The organism is Stenotrophomonas sp. GW821-FHT09E08, assembly GCF_059416125.1.
In genome coordinates, this window is record NZ_JBWKOO010000022.1 from 40,451 (window position 1) to 63,868 (window position 23,418).

Consider the following 23,418-nt stretch of genomic DNA (forward strand, 5'->3'; position numbering starts at 1 on the left):
ATCCGGTCTTTTCATGGAGATTTACCGATGAACCGCATTTACCGTCTGGTTTTCAATCGTGCCCTCGGCGTAATGCAGGTTGCTTCGGAGGTCGCCCAGAATCCCGGCGGAAGCGCGGTCTGCGCAGGGCGGGTGCCGCGATTGCGGGCGCACCAGTTGGCGGTGGCATTGGCTGCCATGTTGGCCAGTGGTTCGGCGTTCGCGGCTTGCTCGACACCGGGACCGAATATCAACTGCACGGGTACCACCAACAACTTCGCGGATGCCACCAATGGTGTCAATGTAACCGTGGCGGCCGGCGCGAATGTAGGAAGCACTGCCGGCCTGGGCAACTCGATGACGTTGAGCGGTAACGGCATCCAGCTCACCAACAACGGCACGATCGGTACCAGCGTAGGTATTTTTGCCGCCTCCGGCGCGGTGCTGGGCAATGCGAGTGGCCAGACGATCACCGTCGACAACACTTCGACCGGCACCCTGCAGGGCTTCATCGATGTCGCCGCCCTGTTGGGTGCGAGTGGGCGTGCGCTGTCCGTGCAGAATGGCGCAAGTGGCGTCACCACGATCAACAACGCCGGCACCGTCAACATGAATTTCCTGCTGGGCGGAATCGGTACGGCCGATGCGCCGGCCATCGTCAGCTACGGCGGCGCGCGAACGGTTCTGAGCAATACCGGAGGGATTACCGGGCGGGTCGGTCTCGCCGGATCGGCGGCAGGCAATTCGGTGACCAACAGCGGCACGATCACCGGCAGCGTCTACCTCGGCGATTCCACGCTGGGGAATACCTTTACCGCCGTATCCGGGTCCAATGTGGCAACTGGGACCGGGGCGTCGGCGGGCATCGATGTGCTGGGCGGTATCTCGGTCTCGCTGGCAGCGGCCGGTACGGTCAACGCAGGTGTCGGTACTGGTGCAGCCAACAACACGCTGGTGCTGCAGAACAGCCCGACCGGCCCAGGCTCCGGCACCGGCGGGGCGCAGACCACGCTGGGCTGGAACCAGTACCTCAACTTCCAGCGGCTGACCGTCAACAGCGGTACATGGAACCTGCAGGGAGCCTGGACCGGAACCGGGCCCACGACGCTCAATGACGGTCTGGTCAATTTCAACAATGCTGCCTCCTTCGGCACCGGGCTGTTCACGGCCAACGGCGGTGCCATTGCCGCCTCCACGGCGGGCCTGAACCTGACCAACGCCTTCAACCTTGGCGGCAACCTTTCCCTCGGCGGAACCAATGCGTTCGGCCTGGGGGGCGTGCTTTCAGGCGCTGGCGGCCTGGCGGTCAACAACACCGGCATCGTCACCCTCGGCGGCGCGAACCTGTTCTCCGGCGGCGTCAACCTCAATGCCGGTGGCCTGCTGCTGGGCAATGCGGGTGCTCTCGGCTCAGGCACCCTCACCGTGGGTGGTCTGGCGTCGCTGGACACCACCGCCGCGTTCAACCTGAGCAACAACCTGATCGTCAGCGGGGGCGGCACGCTCAACCTGCTCGGCAACAACAGTCTCGGCCTCAACGGTTCGATCTCCGGCGCCGGCAACCTGGTCAAGGCGGGGCCGGGTACGCTCACCTTGAATGGTGCCAACCTGCTCACGGGCTCCTTCTCGGTCACCGGCGGTGCGCTGGCATTGGGCGCCGGTGGCAGCCTGTCGCCGACAAGTGCGATCTCGCTGAGCGCAGGGACCAACCTCGATCTCTCGGTTGCGGCCAGCCAGACCATCGGCTCACTCGCCGGATCCGGTGCGCTCAACCTCGGCGCGCACAGCCTCACCCTTGGTGGCCTGAACACCAGCACCAGCTTCTCCGGCGTCATCGGCGGTGTCGGTGGCGCGCTGGTCAAGGTCGGTACGGGTACCCAGACCCTGTCTGGTGCCAATACCTTCACCGGTGGCGTCGCGCTAAACGGCGGCGGCCTGCTGCTGGGCAATGCTGCTGCGCTGGGCAGCGGTGCACTCAGCGTCGGCGGCAACGTGACGCTCGATGGAACCACGGGAGCGCTTGCACTGGCCAACGCGGTCAACCTGGGTGCGGGCAGCATCCTCAATCTGCCCGGCAACCAGGCGCTGACGTTCAACGGCGTGATCGGGGGCACCGGCAGCCTGGTCAAGAATGGGGCGACCACGCTGACACTCAACGGTGCAAATACCTTTGGTGGTGGGCTGGGGCTCAATGCCGGTGGCCTGGTCCTGGGCAATGCCGGCGCGCTCGGAACCGGCACGTTGAATGTTGGCGGTGTGACAACGCTCGATGCCAGCGCGGCGCTGAGCGTGGGCAATGGCATCAACCTCGGTGCAGGTGGCCTGCTCAATGTACTGGGCAGCAATGCACTGACGCTGGGCGGCTCCATCGGTGGTACCGGCAGCCTGGTCAAGAACGGTGCTGCCACGCTGACGCTGGGCGGCGCGAATACCTTCACCGGCGGTCTGGCGATCAATGCCGGCAAGGTCGCGGTGGGCAGCGGCGGAAGCCTGGCGGCCGGTGGTGCGGTCAACCTGGCCGGCGTTGGCGCGGACCTGGACATCTCGCTCGGCGGCAACCAGACCATCGGCGCGCTGTCCGGTATCGCCGCCAGCACGGTGACGCTGGGCAGCAGCACGCTCACCTTCGGTGATGCCACCAACCAGACGTTCGCGGGCGTGATCGGCGGTACCGGCGGCCTGGTCAAGCAGGGCACGGGCATCCAGACGCTGAGCGGCGCCAACACCTTCAGTGGGGGCGTGAATCTGACGGCGGGCGGCCTGCTGCTGGGCACCAACAGTGCGATCGGCAGCGGTGCGTTGACGGTCAGTGGAAACGGTACGCTCGATGGCTCGGCCGCACTGAACCTCGGCAATGCCATCAACCTGAGTGCGGCGCTGACCCTGCCGGGCAGCCAGAACCTCACGTTGGGAGGCAACATCACCGGCACCGGCAGCCTGACCAAGAACGGTGCCTCGCTGCTGACCTTGAATGGCACCAACACTTTCAGCGGGGGACTGAATCTCAACGCGGGCGGGTTGTTGCTTGGCAATGGCGGCGCGCTTGGCACTGGTGCCTTGAACGTGAGTGGCAGTGCGTCGCTTGACGGCAGCGCGGCGCTGAGCCTGGCCAACAATGTGACCCTGGGCAGTGGGGCTGTGCTGTCGCTGCCGGGTTCGCAGGCGATCACGCTCGGCGGGGTGGTTTCCGGAGCCGGTGGCCTGGTCAAGAACGGCGCCAGCACGCTCACGCTCAACGGCGCCAACAACTTCGCCGGTGGGCTGACGCTCAACGGCGGTGGCCTGATGCTGGGCAACGCTGGCGCACTGGGAACCGGGCTGCTTGCCGTGGGCGCGAACGCGACCCTGGGCAGCACGGTGGCATTGAACCTGGGCAATGCCATCGATCTCGACGCCGGTGCGCAACTGAGCCTGACCAGCAATGAGAATGTTGCTCTGGGCGGACTGATCACCGGCACCGGTGGCCTGATCAAGACCGGCACTGGCGTGCTGTCGTTGAACAACAGCAACACCTTCAGTGGTGGCCTGGCGCTGAACGCGGGCGGCCTGTCGGTTGGCGCCAGCGGTGCACTGGGGACCGGTGCGCTGAACATCGGCGGCAATGTTTCGCTGGATGCGAGTGCGCCGGTTTCGCTGGTCAATGCAGTGAACCTGGGCGCCAACACGCTGACCCTGCCGGGCAGCAACAATCTCACCCTGAGCGGCGTGGTGGGGGGAACCGGTGGCCTGATCAAGAACGGCGCCTCGACGTTGACCCTGTCCGGTGCCAATACCTTCCTCGGTGGCGCTACGGTCAACGCCGGTACGCTGGCGCTCGGCGCGGGAGGCAGTCTTGCCGCCGCCGGTGCGGTGGACCTCGCCGGTGCCGGCGCGACGCTGGACATCTCCGCGGCGGGTGCAGGGCAGACCATCGGTGCATTGAACGGCATCGCCGGCAGCCATGTGGCGCTGGGCACGCAGACGCTGACCTTCGGCGGCGCCGGCAACGGCAGCTTTGCCGGTCTCATCGATGGCAGTGGTGGATTGATCAAGGCTGGCGCGGGCGTGCAGACGCTGTCCGGAGCCAATACCTTCAGTGGCGGCGTCGCGCTCGATGCCGGCGGCCTGATCCTCGGCAATGCCGGGGCGTTGGGTACGGGGGCGCTGGGCATTGGCGGCAACGTCAGCCTGGACACGACGGCTGCGCTGGATCTGGCCAATGCGGTGAACTTCGGCGCGGGTTCGCAGCTGACGCTGGGAGGCAGCAATGACCTCAGCCTGGCGGGCGTGCTGGCCGGTGGCGGCAGCCTGGTCAAGAACGGTACGGGCCTGCTGACGCTCAACAACACCAATACCTTCGGTGGTGGCCTGACCTTGAACGGTGGTGGCCTGGTGGTCGGTGCGAACGGCGCACTCGGTTCCGGCGCGCTGGCGGTGAATGCCAGTACCACGCTGGATGCAGGCGCCGCGGTGACACTGGGCAATGCAGTCACGCTGGGCTCGGGCGTTGCACTGACATTGCCGGGCAGCAATGCGTTGACGCTGTCGGGTGTGATCGACGGCAATGGCAGTCTGATCAAGAACGGTGCCACCACGTTGACGCTGTCCGGTACCAATACCTACACAGGAGGTACCACCATCAACGCCGGCACACTGGCGCTGGGGGCGGGTGGCAGCCTTGCCGCAGCGGGTGATGTCACGCTGGGCGCAGGCGCTGGCTTCGATATCTCCGGTGCCGGTGGCAGCCAGACCATCGGTGCGCTCAACGGTGCGGGTGGAAGCACGCTGGCGCTGGGCGCAAACTCGCTGACCTTCGGCACAGCGACGAACGCCGCGTTCGATGGCGTGATCAGTGGCGGCGGCGGTCTGGTCAAAGTGGGCGCGGGCGTGCAGACGTTGTCCGGTGCCAACACGTTTGGCGGCGGCGTGACGCTCAACGCAGGCGGGCTGGTGCTCGGCAATGATGCGGCGCTGGGTACCGGTGCATTGACCGTCGGCGGTGCCGCCACGCTGGACACCACCGGCCTGGCAACGCTGGCCAACAACATCGCGCTCAATGCCGGGCTGACCGTGCTCGGCAGCAATGCGCTGACACTCAACGGTGTCCTCTCCGGGGCTGGCAGCCTGACCAAGAATGGCGTCGCGACGCTGACCTTGAACGGCATCAACACCTACACCGGTGGCACCAACATCAATGCCGGCACGCTGGCGCTGGGTGCCGGTGCCAGCCTGGCGGCGAGCGGTACCGTCAACCTCGCCACCGGTGCCACGCTGGATCTGTCTGCCGGAAGCGGCACGCAGGTGTTCGGTACGCTGGTCGGCAACGGTACGGTGAACCTTGGTGCCAACTCGATCGAAGTCGGCGGTGCCACCAATGGCACGTTCAGTGGCTCGATCGCAGGCACGGGTGGCCTGACCAAGGTCGGTTCGGGCATTGAAACGCTGACCGGCACCAATACCTATACCGGCGGCACCTTCATCAACGCCGGCACGCTGGCGATTGGTCCGGGTGGCAGCCTGGCTGCGGACGGGGCGGTGACGCTCACTGCGGCGGGAACCGGCTTCGACATCTCGGCGTCCGGCGCCAGCCAGACGATTGGTTCGCTGGCCGGCGTGAGCGGCTCCACGGTCAGCCTGGGCGCGCAGTCGCTGATCCTCGGCGGCATCGGCAACAGCGTGTTCGACGGTGCGATTTCCGGCACCGGCGGCCTGGTCAAGAATGGCGCGGGCATCCTCACGCTGGGTGGCGCCAATCTGTTCAGTGGTGGCGTTGCACTCAACGGCGGTGGCCTGATGGTCGGCAACAACGCTGCGCTCGGCACTGGTGCGCTGACGGTGGGCGGCAACGCGACGCTGGATGCAACGACAGGCGTCAGCCTGGCCAACAACATCGGGCTTGCAGCGGGCGTCAACCTCGATCTGCTCGGCAGCCAGGCGCTGACACTGGGCGGTGTGATTTCGGGTACCGGTGGCCTGATCAAGAACGGTGCGGCTACCGTGACCCTGACCGGTGCGAATACCTACACCGGAGGCACCACCATCAACAGCGGCACGCTGGCCATCGGTGCTGGTGGCAGCCTGGCGTCGACCGGTGCGGTGAACCTGGCCGGTTCCGGCACCCTCGACATTTCGGCCGGCAACCAGAGCATCGGCTCGCTTGCAGGTGTGGCCGGCAGCACCGTGGCCCTCGGTGGCAGCTCATTGAGCCTGGGCGGCACGGTGGACAGCACCTTCAATGGCGCGATCAGCGGCAACGGTGGTTTGATCAAGAACGGCGCTGGCGTGCAGACGCTCAATGGTGCGAGCACCTTCAGTGGTGGCGTAACGCTCAATGCCGGCGGCCTGGTGGTCGGCAACAATGCTGCACTGGGCACCGGCGCGGTAACGGTGGGGGGTAATGCCACGCTCGATTCGAACACCGCGGTGACGCTGGCCAACAACTTCATCCTCAACAACGGGTTGACTGTACTCGGCAGCAACAACCTCACCCTCAACGGCAGCCTGAGCGGCACTGGTTCGCTGACCAAGGACGGCGCGGCGACGCTGACCTTGAACGGTACCAATACCTATACCGGTGGCACCTTCATCAATGCCGGTACGCTGGCGTTGGGCGCCGGCGCGAGCCTGCATGCCAGTGGCATCGTCAACCTGGCCTCGGGCGCCACCTTCGATCTGTCTGCGGGCAGCGGCACGCAGCAGTTCGGCACCCTGGTCGGCAACGGTACGGTGAACCTGGGCGGCAACACCTTGACCATTGGTGGTCCCGTCAATGGCACGTTCGGTGGTTCGGTGGGGGGGGCCGGTGGGCTGATCAAGGAGGGCAGCGGCACCCAGACCCTGACCGGTGCCAATACCTTCACCGGAGGCACCACCATCAATGCGGGCACGCTGGCGATTGGCGCCGGTGGCAGCCTGGCATCGAATGGCGCGGTGACATTGGCCAATGCCGGTACAGCGTTCGACATTTCTGCCGGTGGTGCGCAGAGCATCGGATCATTGGCCGGTGTTGCCGGCAGTACGGTCGCGCTGGGTGGCAGCACACTGACCCTCAATGGCGTGGGCAACACCACCTTCGCTGGTGACATTACCGGCACCGGCGGATTGGTGAAGAACGGGGCGGGTGTGCAGGCCCTGACCGGCGCGAACACGTTCAGTGGCGGCGTGGCACTCAACGCCGGTGGCCTTGCCTTGGGCGACAACGCTGCACTGGGGACCGGCACGCTGACCGTGGGTGGCGACGCCAGTCTGGACGGCACCAGCGCGCTGACGCTGGCCAATACCTTGCAGCTGGCCAGCGGCACGTTGACTCTGGCCGGCAGCAACGCGCTGACCTTGAACGGCCCGATCAGCGGCGCTGGCGGCCTGCTCAAGGATGGCGCAGCAACGGTCACCCTGGGCGGTGCCAGCACCTATACCGGCACCACCACCATCAACAGCGGCACATTGGCGGTGGCGGCCGGTGGCAGCCTGTCGGGTGCGAGCACGGTCAACCTGACCGGCGCCGGCACGTTGGACATCAGTGCCGGTGGCAATCAGAGCATCGGAGGCCTGGCCGGCGTGACCGGATCCAGCGTGGTGCTGGGCGGTGCGACCCTGACCACCGGCGGCAGCAACGGCAGCACCACCTTCGGCGGTGTGCTCAGTGGCACCGGTGGCCTGGTGCAGAGCGGCACCGGCACGCTGACCCTGAGCGGCGACAATGTGTATACGGGCGGCACCACCATCAATGGTGGCAGCACGCTGCAGATTGGCAACGGTGGCAGCACCGGCTCGGTGCTGGGCGACATCACCAACAACGGCAGCCTGGTCTACAACCTGGGCAGCACCGCAACCGTGGGCGGCGTGGTCAGTGGCAGCGGTGGCCTGACCCAGGCCGGCAGCGGCACGCTGGTGCTGACCGGCAACAACACCTATACCGGCGGCACCACCATCAATGCCGGCGGCACGCTGCAGGTCGGCAACGGCGGTGCGACCGGCGCGATCGTAGGCGACATCACCAACAACGGCGCGCTGGTGTCCAACGTGGCGGGCAACACCACGCTGGGCGGCACCATCAGCGGCAGCGGCGGCCTGACCCAGGCCGGCGCCGGCACGCTGACCCTGACCGGCAACAACACCTATACCGGCGGCACCACCATCAACGCCGGTGGCACGCTGCAGGTCGGCAATGGCGGCGCGGCTGGCGCCATCACCGGCAACGTCGCCAACAACGGCAGCCTGGTCTTCGACGTTGCGGGCAACACCACGGTCGGCGGCGCGATCAGTGGCAGCGGTGGCCTGACCCAGGCGGGTAGCGGTGTGCTGACCCTGGTCGGCAACAACACCTACTCCGGCGGCACCACCATCAATGCCGGCGGCACGCTGCAGGTCGGCAACGGTGGTGCGACCGGCGCCATCGCTGGTGACATCACCAACAATGGTGCGTTGATTTCCAACGTGGCCGGCAACACCGCGCTGGGCGGCACCATCAGCGGCAGTGGCGGCCTGACCCAGGCTGGTAGCGGTACGCTGCTGCTGACCGGCAACAATACCTACACCGGCGGTACCACCATCAATGCCGGCGGCACGCTGCAGCTGGGCAATGGTGGTGCGACCGGTTCGATCGTGGGTGACATCACCAACAACGGCACGCTGCTGTCGAACGTGGCCGGCAACACCACGCTGGGCGGCACCATCAGCGGCAGCGGCGGCCTGACCCAGGCCGGTAGCGGCACGCTGACCGTGACCGGCAACAACACCTATACCGGCCCGACCACCATCAACGCCGGTGGCACCCTGCAGGTCGGCAATGGCGGCGCCACCGGTGCGATAGGCGGCAGTGTGACCAACAACGGCAGCCTGGTGTTCAACGTGGGTGGCAACACCACCGTCGGCGGCGCCATCAGCGGCAGCGGAGGCCTGACCCAGGCCGGGAGCGGCACGCTGATCCTGGGCGGTAACAACACCTATACCGGCGGCACCACCATCAACACCGGCGGCACGCTGCAGGTTGGTAACGGCAGCGCGAGCGGGTCGATTACCGGCAACGTCAGCAACAACGGCAGCCTGGTGTTCAACGTGGGTGGCAATACCACCGTCGGCGGCACCATCAGCGGCAGCGGTGGTCTGACCCAGGCTGGCAACGGCACCCTTACGCTGACCGGCAACAACACCTACACCGGCGGCACCACCATCAATGCCGGTGGCACGGTGCAGGTCGGCAACGGCGGGGCCAGCGGTTCGGTCACCGGCAACATCACCAACAATGGTGGCCTGATCATCAACACCGGTGGCACCACCACGCTGGGCGGCACCATCAGCGGTGGCGGCAGCATCGTGCAGGCCGGTCCGGGTGGCCTGAACCTCGGCGGCAACAGCGGTGGTTTCAGCGGCACCGGTCAGGTCACCGGCGGTGGCCTGAATGTCACCGGCAATATCGGCGGCCAGTGGACCATTGGCAGCGGTACCACGCTATCCGGCACCGGCACCATCGGTGGCACCGGCGGTGGCGTGACGGTATCCAGTGGCGGCGTGCTATCGCCGGGCAATGGCCCGGGCAATGGCAGCGGTGCGGGTAATGGCACCGGCACGATCACGGTGGGTGGCAACCTGACCCTGTCGCCGGGCAGCACGCTGGGCATCGATCTGGGTGCCACAGGCAGCGACACGGTGCAGGTGGGGGGAAGTGCCAGCGTGGGTGGCAGCACCGTGCAGGTGAACACCATTTCACCGAGCACCAGCTACCAGCAGGGCCAGCAGTACACCGTGATCAATGCGGGCGGTGGCGTAAGCGGGCAGTTCGCCTCGGCGACCACGCCGTCGGCCTTCCTGACCATCACCCCGGTCTACACGGCGAACACGGCCAATCTGCAGATCGATGTGGCGCAGACTGCGGCCTTCACCACGGCGGCGAAGACGCGCAACCAGTACAACACCGCTGCAGCGCTGGACAGCCTGCCGCAGAGTGGCTCGGCACTGGGGCTGTACAACACGCTGCTGATGTATGACGCGGGTACCGCGCGCGCGGCGTTCGACCAGCTGTCCGGTGAAGTGCATGCGGCCAGCCGTGCGGTGCTGCTGTATGACAACTACCTGGAAGAAGGCATCCGCCAGCGTCTGGGCAGCGAGCTTCCGACCGTGCGCGGCGAGCGCGCGTCGGCCTGGCTGGCCGGCAGTGGCAAGGTGTTCCGCCAGGACGGTGACGGCAACGGCGATGACATCCGCTCCAACCGCAATGCGCTGATGGCAGGCGTGGACTGGCAGCTGGGCGAGCACGTGGTGCTGGGTGCAGCGGCCGGCAACGAACGGCTGGATACGCGCCTGTACGATCGCAGCTCGCGGGCCCGCCTGCGTGGCAACACCTTCGGCCTGTATGCACAGGGCCAGTGGAGCAACGGCTTCGCGGTCGGTGGCAGCGCGTCGCGCGGTGACTACCGCACGCGCACCACGCGTGAGGTGCCGCTGCTGGGCCAGACCCTGTACAGCCGCCAGGATTCGGACGTGACCATCGCCCAGGTGGAAAGCAGCTGGACCTGGACCCGCGGCAGGACCCAGCTGCAGCCGTATGTGCAGTTCACCAAGCACTGGGTCGACAGTGATCGTGCGGTGGAACAGGGCGGCAGTGCTGCGCTGGTGCTGGAGGGCGGCAAGGACACGCTCAATGTCAGCACCGTGGGCGTGCGTGGGCGCTGGGACGTGGGCAGTGGCGAGCGCTTCCCGGCGCAGCTGACGGTCGGCCTCGGCTGGCAGCATGCATCGGGCGATACCGACGTGGCCAGCCGCAACCGCTTCGCGGTCGGTGGCAACGCGTTCGATGTGTACAGCGCGGTGATGGCACGCAATGCGCTGGTCAGCCAGCTGGGCGTGGCAGTCGGCCTGGGCCGCAACAGCCAGCTGTCGATGTTCGTGCAGGGCCAGCACGGCGATGGTCGCCGCGATGTTGGTGGTCAGATCAACCTGCGCGTCGGATTCTGAGCAGGGGATGCCAGCGGTAGATCCACGCCTGCGTGGATCTGCCGGCTGCGGGAGGCTACAGCACCCGTTCCATTTCCACGGCGTCGATCCCGGCGCCGTGGCCATCGGGCACCACACGTGTCACCTGGAAGCCCAGACCGGCGTAGAAGCCCTGGGTGTGCTGGCTGGTACTGAGTGTGATGCGATTGATGGCTGGATCAGTTTCGGCCTGACGCAGGCGCGCCAGCGCCAGTTCGCGCCCCAGCCCCTGCCGGTGCAGCGCGCGCTTCACCATGCCCCAGCAGAAACCGGCACTGCCATCACCGCGTCGCGACAGGCCGCCACAGGCCACGAGGCTGCCATCGCGCTCGATGACCTGGAATGCACAGTCCATTGCCTGTTCACGCAGGAAGCGTTCAAAGTCGCTGCGCTCTTCGGGCGCGAAGTAGGTGGGTACGTTGCTGTCGAAAATCGACAGGCAGGCGGTTACGTCACTGCGGCAGTAGGGGCGGGGTGTCATGAAGGAACGTCAGGGTGGTGGCGGACACATTGTGCGCGAGGTCCGTGCCATTGATGTCTGAACATGGCGAGCCCGGAAACCGGTTCGGAGGCAGACTGCAGGTCCCCGTCGTCAGGAGGTTCCATGTCCAACGCTCACGCCAGTTTCGTGCAACTCCACCACGGCGCCGATCTTTACGTGCTGCCCAACGTATGGGATGCCGGTGGCGCCCGCCTGGTCCAGCAGCAGGGCGCTCGCGCGGTGGGAACATCGAGTGCTGCGATGGCGTGGTCCTGCGGTTATGCCGATGGCGGTGCGCTGCCTGATACCGCGCTGCTGCAGCGGGTCTCCGAAATCGCTCGTGTGGTCTCGTTGCCGGTCACGGTCGATATCGAGGACGGCTACAGCGATGTTCCCGATGCGGTCGCTGCGCGGGTGCTGCGCCTGGTGGAGGCGGGTGCGGTCGGGATCAACATCGAAGACGGCGCCGGCAGTCCTGCGGCGCTGGTGGACAAGATCACTGCCATCCGCTCGGCGCTTTGCGGGCGATCGCTTTTCATCAATGCGCGCACCGATGTGTATCTGCGCAGCCTGGCCGGAGGTGATGAGGCCGTCAGGATGAGCATCGATCGGCTGCAGGCCTATGCACGTGCCGGTGCCGACGGCGGCTTTGTGCCGGGGCTGCGTGCGCTGGACGAGGCTGATGCGGTTGCCAGCGCCGTGCCGCTGCCCCTCAACCTCATGTGGCTGCCTGGAATTGCGTCGCTTGCTGCGCTGTCGCAGGCCGGCGTGCGGCGGCTGAGTGCAGGGCCCGCGTTGTTCATGCACGCATGGGCGGCGACGGTTGCGGCGACCACGGATTTTCTCGGCGGCACGATGGCGATGCCCGAGGGCGCACCGGGGTATGCGGCCTTGAACCACCTGTTCAGCGAAGGGTGAGGGTGCTGGGGACGGGAGCAGCGGGAGGCTGGGGCATGGGCGGATAGTCGATTCGACCGGGCCGAGGCATCCACGCATGGTGTGGATCTACTGATGCAGCTGGAGGAACAAGCCCCTCTGTTGAGGGGCTGCCCCGACAGGGGCGGGGAGAGGCGGGCGAAGGGAGGGGCCCGAACGTTGCACCGCAACGTTTGGGGCGAAGCGCGCGCAGTGCACTTCGCGTCCCGCGCCAGGGGGATTGTCGGGTGCATCCATGCACCCGATCCCGATACGCGTTGCGCCTCGGGACCCGCCTGCGGCGGTCCGGTTCTGCTCCTGCAGAACCGTCGAACCCCGGCGTGGCTTCTCACCACCCATCCCATCCGCCAGACAAACGCAAAAGGGCCACCCTGTGGGCGGCCCTTTTGCGTTTGTCTGGCGGAGAGAGGGGGATCGGATCGACCCGAACCTAACCTCTTGACCCTGCAGCTGATCGCAAACCGGACATGTGTCCTGTGTTGTGTCCAGAAAGCATACCGGACGGAGGGTGCAACTTGTAGTCCGGACGGCATATGCGACGATGGAAGAGCGGAAGTCGTGGGCGGCTTGCGCCTAGCAGTAGGATCATGTATCATCATTCATGTCAGGTAATTCCTGGGTAATCCGCGATACCTTTGAAGGCGTCGTAAGCGCGATCTAAGCGCGTCGGCCCTGGGGGCTGACAATATTTACAAGGCCCCCGCAAGGGGGCCTTTTTTATGGATCGAGACAGGGCTTGCGCATGGAGCATATGTTTTACGTTGACGAGAGCGGCGACTTGGGGTGGTCGTTCGAGTCGCCGTATGGCTCAGGTGGCTCGAGCCGGTATCTTGTTATCTCAGGGCTATCAATGCCCATTGCTGACGACCATCGCCCGGAGAGGGTGATGAAGAATGTTTACAAGGGCAGCAAATGGGATCATAAGAAAGAGAAGAAGTGGATCCGGGCCCCTGAGAAATCTCGTTCTCACTTCGTTCAAGAAGCTATTCAGCTGTGCACTAAGTTTCCTGCTATTCAGTATCACGCCATTGTGGTGAAAAAGCAGAAAGTTGCTACTCACCTTCGTGATGACGGTAACAAGCTGTATAACTACATGGTCAAGCTAATGCTTGTGGACGAAATGGCCAAGCACGCAAAGGTGAATTTTATCCCTGACCCGCGTTCGATAAAGGTTCAAAGCGGAAATAGCATGCATGATTATTTATCGATATGTCTAGGTTTCGACTTGGGAGTTGCTACGCGTCTGGTGACGCAGACTATTGAAAGTAAGTATTCAAAAAACCTTCAGTTTGCGGATTTTATTTCAGGTGTAGTGCACTCTCATTTCGAATTTGGCCGAAGTGATCACTTTAATTTGTTGTCGCCTAAAATGAAAGTTAAGAAGCTTTTTTTCTGACGTTTTTTGTGCTGAATTTCGGGCCGAAGTTCCATGGTCTTACTTGACCTTATCGATCAAGGTCACTAATGGTGACATCGCAGGCGCCCAGCTTGATACCCTTTGAGCGCGCTTGTCATACTCGTTGCTGTAATGGCTGACTAGCGCCGCTACGAGGATGTTCGCTCGCGCGTTTAGGCAGTCACACTTCCTACGAAAAAGGCTAAGTCAACGCTTGATTACGCACTTTCAGTCGGAATTACCGTTACACCACGCAACGTCTTCTCTTAGCAAGGCTTTGCGGCTGCTGCGGTCGCCAACAGCCTGACTAGCCTGGTTGGAGCGAATTGCCGGTCGAGCTGCCACATCGTCTGGGCCAGATAGAGACGGGCGTATTGGGCGCGCTTGAGGCGATAGACCAAATCCAGATCTTGAGGTTGGACAGCACGACGCTACCCAGCGGCATCGTCCGCGGCCGCCCTGGCGACCTGGAGGATAGTCTCGGCGTGATCAGGCCACTGGGTCACCGGTTTTTCGTCCTTGGGCGTGCCTAGCAGTTTCCGAAGGGCGCACGACGGTAATCGCATGCCCGCAAGATGACGGGGACTACGATGGCTTCGACGATGTCGTGCTTACCTAATGAGGCGTCTTTGCCGTTGATAGACGCGTTCTTATTTCAATGCGATCATTTTTAAGAATTCGCACCATTTGTAAATCGCTGTCGTAGATCGCGATCCAGTTGTCACTGGTCTCAACAATGCGGCCTTCAGTGAGGCGCTCTGAATCCTTCCAGAGTTCTGAGGTCTTTGCCGAGGCTTCCGCAAGAAACAGCTCCTTTGTTTCGTCGGCTTTGCTCTTGCCAAACTTCTCCCCTACAAGGCCCGGCACGATGGCCAGTAGCAGGACAAAGCAACCGACGCTCGCTGCGGCAGAGAGGAACACCGCTGATCCCAGGAGCGCAACGATGGGTTGTCTGACCCAATAGGATCGCCGCTCAAGCCACCCTCGCATCGCCGTGTTCTCCTTGACGGGCGCACGCGCGATGACAATGGAGAGCGTGGACATTCCGATCATGGTGAGCACGATGCCCCAAGGAATGTCGCTGATTAGCCGAATGCCTTGGATGATGACCACGTAGTAGCCATGGATGATTTTTGCATCGGTGGCTTGGGGGAAGAGGGCCGCAGGAACCCCCATCTCTGTCAAGTAGGTCGAATGCGCGACATCACCGGACAAATGGAGGAAGAACCCGATCAGGGTAGCCATGGCCAAGATGCCGCCCGCCATCGTTGTTAGCGCAGAAGCGATGTGCGAGGGCGATTTGGCGCCGGCGTTGCCGGCTTCCTTCTTCGTCTGCTCCCCGTCCGCTCCACTGTCCGCCATTCCCTTGCCTCGCTGATATACGTCCTAGAATCGTTTTGCCAGATTTAATGAGAGGACGCAACGCAAAGGCCCCGCCGAAGCGGGGCCTCTTGAAAGGATGGTCAAGAGGCGCCTACCTCAGCTCCGTTGAGCGGACCAGGCTGTAAACAGCCCCGCCCAACACCGGAGCCACCACGTGCGTCGGCACAAGCGCCAGGACGAGCAGGCTGAAGATCGCCCGGGCTTGCTCAGGATGTGGCAGCAGGTCAGCGAAGCCCATGCCCAGAAAAGAGGCCAGATGGGCAGCCGCCACGATGGCCCAGGTCACGAAGAACCCTTTCCAGAACCCGCCGCGCTGGGGTGCGGAGGGGGCGTACGATTGGCCTTGGGCCTCCTCCTGGCGCCGGTAAGCTCGGGCGTTGATCCAGTAGAGAAAGCCCAAGATGGCCCAGATGGCCAAGCCGCCCGCGATAGCGAGCCAGCCCAGCGGGGCTCGCTGCTTCAGGGCCTCAAGGCCGCCGGCCACGAACAACAGGCCGGCGCCTCCCAGCAGGACCGTCGCGCAACCGACATGAGCGTAAGAACGCGTGGTCATGGTGGCCTCAGAGCTTGTGGGCGGTCCACTCGCCGGATGCTTTCGAAAAGCGAACCGGCTGAACGAACGGCCTGGCTTGGGCTACGCCACCGATGTCCAAGACGACCGAGCCTCCCACGTCGCAAATCACTCCCTCTGCCGTTTCCGATTTCTTGCAGCCGCTCAGGCTGAAGTCCCGATACTCCTTCACCCAGACCTGGCTTCCCAGCACCCGTTCAAACTCGGCAGTGATGGCCTTCTGAGCCTGTTCGTCGGAGGGTTTGCTGCCGCAGGCCGCCAGTGCCAAAACGGTGGTCACCGCGAAAGCGATGGTCCTGATCGTGTTCATGAGGGTCTCTTCCTAGTTGAGTGTTGGGGTCTTACTTGTCGCGGTTGCCGCCCGGATCGAAGCCGGTGATCCACATGCGGGTGTCGCGGAAGGGCGTGAGCATTCCCGAAGGGCCGGGATACAGGTCGTCCGCCCGCAGGAAACCGGAGACCCAAGCGACGCTCAGGGCCACTTTTCGGGCTTGGCACGCCACACCGTCGCGGGTGGTGCGCACGTTGAAGGGCTCGCGGGGTGGGGTAGGGCCAGTGGTCCGGTCGTCGCCCGTGTTCGGCTTTCCGGCCCTCACCCTCAGGCCGACCATCACGTCGGTGGTGGCCTTGGCTCGAGCATTGCTGTTGAGTTCCGCTTCCTCCCCCAGGTCGTCCCGGATGGTCAACGGGGCGTCGGCGCAGGCTCGGAACGTCTCCAAGGTCGACGCGGTGGCGCTGGTCCAGATCCGGGCTTCAACCGTCCAGCAGGGCAGGCTTGCGCCCCATTCCTTGAAGCTGAGCGCCACCCGGGGCCAGTCCAGCTTGCCCATCTGGGCGGCCTGGTGGTTCTCGTTCTTGAACAGCCCGTTGATGCGGCCCGTACCGCTGATCGGGGTGTAGAGGGGGCCAGCGGCCGACGCGGTCCCGGTTGTCGGCTTGGCCCCCAGTGCTTGCTGGCCGGCGTCTTTCAAGCTCTTCCCCAACTGTCGGAAGAAGCCGGGCTTCGTTTCAGCGGGCGCCTGGGCCGAGGCGGTAGCGGCTACAAACAGCGTCGCGGCAAGGCCGGCCGCCACTCCCATGGTGTTCTTCTTCATGAAATCCCCTGCGGTTGAGTTGGAGGGTGCTACATTTCATGAAGAGTCTGCCATGCATTGAGGGACCACGTCATGCTGTCCACCCGAAATTTCAACTGCGGTTCACGTGCCTCATCCGTCCCCACGATCATTGTTTGCCGCGCGGCTCAAGCAGGCGCGGGAGCTCCGTGGCATCGCCAGTCAGCGTGCTTTGGGAGTTCTGATGGGGCTCGATAAGAAGCTGGCGAGCAGCCGGGTCAACCGGTATGAGACGGAAGTCAGTGGGATTGACCTAGATGGACTGGGGCGGCTGGCGGACGTGCTGGGCGTGCCCATGGCCTACTTGGTCGCGAGAGATGACCACATGGCCGACGTTATTCTGGCGTTGGAAGAGCTTTCGCCGGAGGAGCGCGCTGATGCGGCGCTTTGGTTGCTGAAAAAGCTCAAGCGGTGACTGTCGTTGGTTCCCTTTCTAGAAGGAGAGCTGCAAATGGCAACGAGGAAAGTCGGACGCGATGCTGGAACGGGGCAGTTCAAGCCCGTGAAGGAAGCTCAGCGGGATAAAAAGGGGTCGGTGGTTGAGACGATCAAAACGCCGCCGCCGAAGCCCAAGCAGAGATGACCAAGGCGTGCCACAGGGAGGTGGCACTTCAAACAGCCTTCGCAATTTGTCGTCGCGGACGTCTGGAGGCGGGATTAGCAGTGCCCAGGGAAATAGACGGTTTCCCACAACTTATTGATTGTTCTGAGTGTGTTGGCCCAATGTTGACTTGAGTCGCAAAGATGCCTCTAATCGAGGCAAGGCGTCGGGCAAGGAGATCCGACGGAAGGGGCCTCGGGAAATGAGTTCGACCGTCATCGCTGATTTCCTGTCCACGGCTCCATTGGCAGAGGAAGGCGGCGCGATCTCTGCGGATCGTTTCGATTACCAAAAGAACTGGGCTTTGGCTCGGTTACTGACCCTGCACCAAGGATCAGGGAACTACGTGCTCCTTTGCGAGTTGCATGAGGACATCGCTGTCCTGGATTGTCCAGACCAGCCATCATGCGCCGCGTTCTATCAGATCAAGACCAGCGCAAAAAGTGCTTGGACGCTGAAGAAGCTGACGAATCGGAAGAAGGGTAAGAGTGGCGACGCTCTACCTTCCATCCTTGGGCGATTGTGCGCCAAGGCTGCTCAGCTAAAGCAGGAGCAAGTCACTTTCCAGTTCGTGACCAACGTGGGAAGCGGCTATGGCTTCCCTGTCACCGAAAAGGCCTCTGAGCCATCTGGTGAGCGACTCTTCAAGGTGTTAAAGCCTACAGAGTGGGAGGTTATGAGGACCTGCTTGGCGGACGAGCTGGGCGAGGACTTTGAAGAGCCTCTCCGGGAGCAGTTAACGGTTTCCATTGCCCAGATTCATCTGGATACACACAACGAAACCGCTGTCGGCTTGGTGACCAACTTCTTAGATCAGCACGTCAAAGGCGCTCACATTCGGCCCAAGGCCTTCTACAGAACCCTGTTTGACGAGTTGCGTAGACGGACTGTAGCTAAAAGGCCCTCCGGGACCATTTCCGAGGTTTGCAGTGCAAAAGGGATCGACCGGGCTTCCTTTAACCTGATGCTTGACAGCGCACGATCCGTGGCCCCAGCCGCTGGTGCCTGGGCAAATGTCCTCGCAGAGCTACACAAAGACAACGTGCCATTTCCTGTTCGGGTCAAGCTCCGGGAAGCCTATCCGGATTACTTCTCAAGGATGCAGAGCCCGTTGGATGGAGCGTTCCGACGAGATAGGCAAATCCTTGTCGCAGCGGGTGAGAGCGTCATGGCCAATAGTTCAACGCTATTTGACATGGCGAACGCTGCCGTTGCGCTCGCTCGAAGTGACTCCGGATACGGCGCTGCTGCGCTTTCCCCGGAACAGGAACTCATTGTCGTGATGATGACCTTCTATGAAAACCAACCCCAATAACTTCCGGATGCTGGTGCGCAGTCTAAGGACCAGGACTCATGAAAAACTTAGTCTTTCAAAGGCTTCATCTCGTATCCCATCGGGAACGAAAAGCAAGGTCGGTCGAGTTCCACCCCGACGTGACGGTGATCAAGGGCCTAAATGACGTAGGCAAGTCATCGTTAGCCAAGTCCATCTATGGGACGCTGGGCGCAGAAGCGGCAGAGATCCACCCGGATTGGAAAGGTGCGAGCGTCATATCGGCGCTGGAGTTCACTGTCGATGGCGATTCCTACGTCATGTTGAAGGAGGGAAGAACCTTCACATTGATCGAATCAGAGCGCGTCAGAGGTTGCTACACCAGTGTTACTGAAGGGCTCGCGCCGGCTCTCTATGAGTTGCTGGGTGCCAAGCTTCGGCTGAAAAATCGGGCCGAAAAGGTGGTCGTTCCGCCGCCGGCCTACCTGTTTATCCCTTTCTATGTGGACCAGGATGCTGGGTGGAGCAGTCCTTGGACTTCCTTTGCTCGTCTAGAACAGTTCGCTCGCTGGCGAGAAGACGTTGTTAACTTCCACGTGGGCGTGACAGGTGCTGAGTATTTCGATGCCTTAGAGCTCCAGGCGACAGCAATGGCTGCCAGAGTTGAGCCGGCTAAGCAGTTGGATGGATTGCGCTCGCTTCAGAAACGAGCCAAGGACACGGTTGCTGAAGACATCGACGTAGAAATCGATCCGGAAGTCTTTTCCGAGGAGATTGAGCGCGTGGTGGGCATGCTCCAGCAGTTGGTGGAGATCCGTGAGGAAGAGCGAGCAAAGCTCTCAGGCTTGACCCAGCGCCGCCTACAACTGGAGGCTCAGCGGGAGATTCTCGACCGCGTTCGCAGGGAGTTGCATGCGGACTACATGTTCGCTGTGAAGCATGAGGGTGAAGACCTAGAGTGCCCGACCTGTGGTCAGCTTCACGAGAACTCGTTTGGTGAACGGTTTGCGTTGGCGCAAGATGAAAGTCGGACAGACGATGTCTTAGTTGAGGTGATGAATGCTCAGGCGATTGTCTCTGGTGAGATCGCTATCAGTCGTCAGCGCCTCAAAGACGCCACCGAGGACGAGCAAAGGTTCAATGATCTTCTCACTCGCAGACGGGGGCAGGTCACGTTCGCACGTCTACTTGAGCGAGCAGGACAGAAGCGATTCTCCTCACAGCTGGACGATCAGGTTGCTGATCTTGTTCAGGAGATCGCCACTCTGGACTATCGGATTAAGCAGGCGGCGGAGCGGCTAAAAAATGCGCGCTCAACGGAGCGAAAGAAGGAGATCCTCGAGACGTATGCTCGGTTGTTGACTGGCTTTGCCAGGAAGCTCAGCGTCATGTTCCAAGAAGACTTCCTTAAGTCGCTGATGCTCAAGATTCAAGAGACCGGAAGTGACCGGCCACGCGCCATCCTCGCTTACGTTTATGCAATCCTTCATCTCATCTGGGATGCAGAGGACGCTGTGAGATGTCCGATTGTGCTGGATTCGCCCAAACAGCAGGACCAGGATGACATCAATCACCTGAATCTTCTTCACTTCATCAGGGACGAACGGCCGATTGGATCTCAGCTCATCCTGTTGCTGGTCGACGATGCAGAGGTTGATTTCGGGTGTGACCCATTGGTGTTGGACACGAAGTATTCGCTGCTCTCCACCGAAGAATATGAGCAGACATCTGAGGTGATTCGTGGTTTCCAAGCCATTCGAGAGATGTCGGCACATTGATCCTCATCGCCGCAACTCGTTGTGGGGCTTATCCTGTCGGAAAGCCCTGGTCATCTGTCGTGGCTAACTCAGTCAGTATGGAAGCGTATGTATAACTTGTTGATGGTGTATCGGGAGGGGACTTGGGATGAGGACGAGTTCATCCTTGAGCTGCCACGTTACCTTGAGCACACCGTCCCGCTGCTAGCAGAACGTTTTGCTACCTTGACTGCGGATACTATTACTGCCCTTAAGGGGCTTCCTACGCTGTTTGCCTATGAAGATCGAGGAAGTGACGTTGGGCCTTCTTCGCAGGTCGGTCGGATCGAGGACATCCAAGTTCGTTACGGGGGGGTGCGAATCACTTGGTCCATTGACGCGAGAGTAGGCCCTATCCCCGCTACTCGCCTAAAGGAGATGTTTGGCCAGCTGGATATCTCGGAGCGAAACTGGGAACACACGCGCACCCACTGGGCGGTGAAGGACGTTGATCTGCTAGATGTCCTGGTTCGAAACGGCATCTTGCAGGATGACCCATCTCCGCCACCCAAGGTCTTCGTTTCCTATTCTTGGGATTCACCTGAGCATCTGGAGTGGGTCCGTAGGCTAGTGATTGATTTGCGGGCGAACGGTGTCGACGCAATCTCGGACCGAACACACCTTCGGTTCGGACAGGACCTGCCCCATTTCATGGAACAGGCAGCTGCCTGTGATCGGGTTATCGTGGTCTGCACCGAAAACTATATGAACCGGGCAAACCAGCGCTTGGGTGGGGTTGGGTATGAGCATCTGGTGACCGCCGCACAGCTTGCCGGCGATCCCTTGTCTATGAGATTCATCCCCGTCATCAAAGATCGGCGAGATGCCGGAAACACCCCTGTAAACCTTAGAGGAAGGATGTTCGTAGATCTCAGTGATGGGCCGGGATACAACACTAACTTCCAAGCGTTAGTCCGGGACCTTCATAACGCCGCCCCTCCCGTCCCGCCCCTCGGCCGACGACCGCAGTTCTAGGCGGTCGATTTTCTCAAGGATAGAACTTGCGAGGGTCCGACAACGCACTCTCGAACTGCCCCGCTTGGTAGACCGGAAGCACCACGTCAGGGCGATACTTCTCCAGAACTGCGATCTGCTTCGTTCGTGCTAACTCGGGCTTCTTGTGGAAATAGGCCTCATGCAGGACCGGAACCCTCTTGCTGATGGAGTGGCCCGTGACCAGGGCGATATCTTCATCAGGCACACCTTTGTGGTGCAGTTCTGTGGCGATGGTGTGGCGGAAGGCATGGAATCCAACTCCTGGCGGAAATCCTAAGCCCTTCATGTATCGGCTGAACTGATTGAGGACGCCTTGGCTGTAACGGGCGTTCGTCTCGCCGGTATCACGTCGCACGCCGGCAGAGAGGTGTGGGAAGAGGCGAGGATGGCCACAAGCGCGCACGTCTTCCACGAATGCCAGGAGACCTGCGTCGAGCAGCGGTTGGGGGATGGGCAGCGTGCGGACAGCCGCTTTGCCTTTTAGGCTTTGCCTGCTCCGGTTGCGATCTTTATGACTAAGGTCGCTGTCGACGGTCTTCTGAATCCGGATGCACCACACGCCGCTCTCTTGGACAATGTCCGCCAGCTTCAGCTGCGCGACCTCATTGATACGTGCGCCGGTGTAGAGGCCAAGCATGGGGACCCACCACCGATGCGGGGCTTTCATGGCCCACGGGATGAAGGTCTGGGGCGCAAAGATGCGCTGAAGGTCGGCCTCATCAAACAACCGTTCGGCCTTGTTGGGGTCAATAGCCAGGTCCTTCTTGACCTCCGCGAAGACTCGCATGGGTGAAGCGGCGATGGCCTTTGCGTGTTCCAAGCGCCCGAAGAATGTAACCAAAAACCTGCGGTGCTTTTCGGCCGTGGCGGGAGCCGGCGGGTCAACGCGCAGCGCCTTGCCTCGGGCGACCGCGCGCTCGAACGTCCAATCGCGATACATGGGGTCAGACAGCAACAGCGGCGGAGCCCAGCGCAGAAGATCCCACAGCCTGTAGATGTGGGCATGGTCGATGCGGGAAACGGGAATGTCCCCACAGGCCATCTGGAGCAGTTTCAATGTCCGAGCCGTGGCCTCGATGGTGTTGCGTGCCAAGCCCATGCGCTCCCGGTCAGCCAGGTAGTCTCGGATCTCGATCGACAGTAGGCGGGCAGGTGCAGCGACGGGGAGCGGCTCTGGGTAGCGTGTGCCGTTCTTCCCAAGGCGAGCGCGGCGGGTCCGCTCGCAGGCGTCATTGATGATTTCCTGGGCGTGGATCGCCGCCTCTCGGCCGGTCACAATCATTTCGCCGATGCGGACGCGACCGATGCGAACGTCTGTCAATTTGAGCGTGCCGGTAGGGTCCGCGAGGTAGGAGTTGAGGTGTTGCGAGGTGGGGGAGGTCACTGCGTTGCTTCCATCTGAAGGATGGAAGTACAGATACTGCGGGCCCAAAAATCGTCAACGAAAAATCGGGGTCTTGTTCACGGCCTTAGGCATTGCCAGAGAGGTGCCGATTTGCGCCTCGGCCCGGCCAATCGTACCGCCTGGAAATCCTATGGCATTTGCATTTAAATCAATGGCTTGTAATCGGAGGGGTGGCCAATATTCGGAGTCATTACCGTACTGTTTAACTAAGAAAAGCTAACAAGCCAATGCCGTAATGATGAACCGATCATAAATTAGTGTATTTCACTGTTAGTTTACTCACAGTTTCCTGGCTATCGAGGGAATGCAAGTGAGGATATCTCCTTCCTTATTTGATCGATCCTGCTTTCCACGACTAGGCCGTTGGGCCGAAGCTTCTTGATTTCGTGAGCCAAAGCGATGGCCGACAAGACGCCATGGTCAAAGAATGGATTAAGACCAATGACGTTTCCAGCCAGTCGGTCGGGTTCACCCCCGTTTTCACGGACACTTACAAGAAGGCCGATTCAGGCCATGAGGAGTGTTCATGTCAAAGCGTA

The 23,418-nt window shown here is 62.2% G+C and carries 13 protein-coding genes; 7 read left to right on the forward strand and 6 right to left on the reverse strand.

Features of this window, described 5'->3' with window-relative positions:
* The first annotated feature begins 27 nt into the window (after nt 1-27).
* Nucleotides 28-10,911, forward strand: coding sequence for an autotransporter-associated beta strand repeat-containing protein (locus AC07M7_RS20010; RefSeq protein WP_495208124.1), 10,884 nt, complete (start codon nt 28-30; stop codon nt 10,909-10,911).
* Between the two features lie 55 nt (nt 10,912-10,966).
* Here the strand turns inward: AC07M7_RS20010 and AC07M7_RS20015 are convergent, their stop codons facing one another.
* Entirely contained in the window at nt 10,967-11,410 is a 444-nt protein-coding gene (locus tag AC07M7_RS20015) for a GNAT family N-acetyltransferase (protein WP_046982827.1), read from the reverse strand.
* A 123-nt stretch (nt 11,411-11,533) separates the two neighbouring features.
* Here AC07M7_RS20015 and AC07M7_RS20020 point away from each other — a divergent pair, with 123 nt between their 5' ends.
* Nucleotides 11,534-12,328, forward strand: coding sequence for an isocitrate lyase/PEP mutase family protein (locus AC07M7_RS20020; protein WP_046982826.1), 795 nt, complete (start codon nt 11,534-11,536; stop codon nt 12,326-12,328).
* Nucleotides 12,329-13,097: 769 nt separating this feature from the next.
* Nucleotides 13,098-13,742 carry a DUF3800 domain-containing protein gene (locus tag AC07M7_RS20025; protein WP_241895516.1) on the forward strand — a complete coding sequence of 215 codons (645 nt, stop codon included), beginning with the start codon at nt 13,098-13,100 and terminating at the stop codon, nt 13,740-13,742.
* A 615-nt stretch (nt 13,743-14,357) separates the two neighbouring features.
* Here the strand turns inward: AC07M7_RS20025 and AC07M7_RS20030 are convergent.
* From AC07M7_RS20030 to AC07M7_RS20045, 4 genes are all read right to left on the reverse strand, one after another.
* The gene (locus AC07M7_RS20030; RefSeq protein ID WP_495208125.1) at nt 14,358-15,104 is read right to left on the reverse strand and encodes a hypothetical protein; all 747 of its coding nucleotides are present in this window, start codon (nt 15,102-15,104) and stop codon (nt 14,358-14,360) included.
* 112 nt (nt 15,105-15,216) lie between these two features.
* Complete coding sequence (locus AC07M7_RS20035; RefSeq protein ID WP_495208126.1) at nt 15,217-15,678, reverse strand: ABC transporter permease; 462 nt, start codon at nt 15,676-15,678, stop codon at nt 15,217-15,219.
* Nucleotides 15,679-15,685: 7 nt separating this feature from the next.
* Nucleotides 15,686-16,006 (reverse strand): lipoprotein, encoded by a 321-nt coding sequence (locus tag AC07M7_RS20040; RefSeq protein WP_495208127.1) that lies wholly within the window; start codon nt 16,004-16,006, stop codon nt 15,686-15,688.
* A gap of 31 nt (nt 16,007-16,037) precedes the next feature.
* Nucleotides 16,038-16,790, reverse strand: coding sequence for a hypothetical protein (locus AC07M7_RS20045; protein ID WP_495208128.1), 753 nt, complete (start codon nt 16,788-16,790; stop codon nt 16,038-16,040).
* Nucleotides 16,791-16,920: 130 nt separating this feature from the next.
* On the opposite strand from AC07M7_RS20045, the gene AC07M7_RS20050 reads away from it, so the two are divergent.
* From AC07M7_RS20050 to AC07M7_RS20065, 4 genes are all read left to right on the forward strand, one after another.
* Nucleotides 16,921-17,223 (forward strand): helix-turn-helix domain-containing protein, encoded by a 303-nt coding sequence (locus AC07M7_RS20050; protein WP_093819109.1) that lies wholly within the window; start codon nt 16,921-16,923, stop codon nt 17,221-17,223.
* Between the two features lie 388 nt (nt 17,224-17,611).
* A complete protein-coding gene (locus AC07M7_RS20055; RefSeq protein WP_495208129.1) occupies nt 17,612-18,724 on the forward strand; it encodes a dsDNA nuclease domain-containing protein in 1,113 nt (370 codons plus the stop codon).
* A 38-nt stretch (nt 18,725-18,762) separates the two neighbouring features.
* Nucleotides 18,763-20,460: a coiled-coil domain-containing protein gene (locus tag AC07M7_RS20060; protein WP_495208130.1), complete on the forward strand. Its 1,698-nt coding sequence runs from the start codon at nt 18,763-18,765 to the stop codon at nt 20,458-20,460.
* A gap of 396 nt (nt 20,461-20,856) precedes the next feature.
* The gene (locus AC07M7_RS20065) at nt 20,857-21,453 is read left to right on the forward strand and encodes a toll/interleukin-1 receptor domain-containing protein (protein ID WP_495208131.1); all 597 of its coding nucleotides are present in this window, start codon (nt 20,857-20,859) and stop codon (nt 21,451-21,453) included.
* A 13-nt stretch (nt 21,454-21,466) separates the two neighbouring features.
* Here AC07M7_RS20065 and AC07M7_RS20070 read toward each other — a convergent pair whose 3' ends face one another.
* Nucleotides 21,467-22,858: a site-specific integrase gene (locus AC07M7_RS20070; protein WP_313170253.1), complete on the reverse strand. Its 1,392-nt coding sequence runs from the start codon at nt 22,856-22,858 to the stop codon at nt 21,467-21,469.
* Nucleotides 22,859-23,418 lie beyond the last annotated feature (560 nt).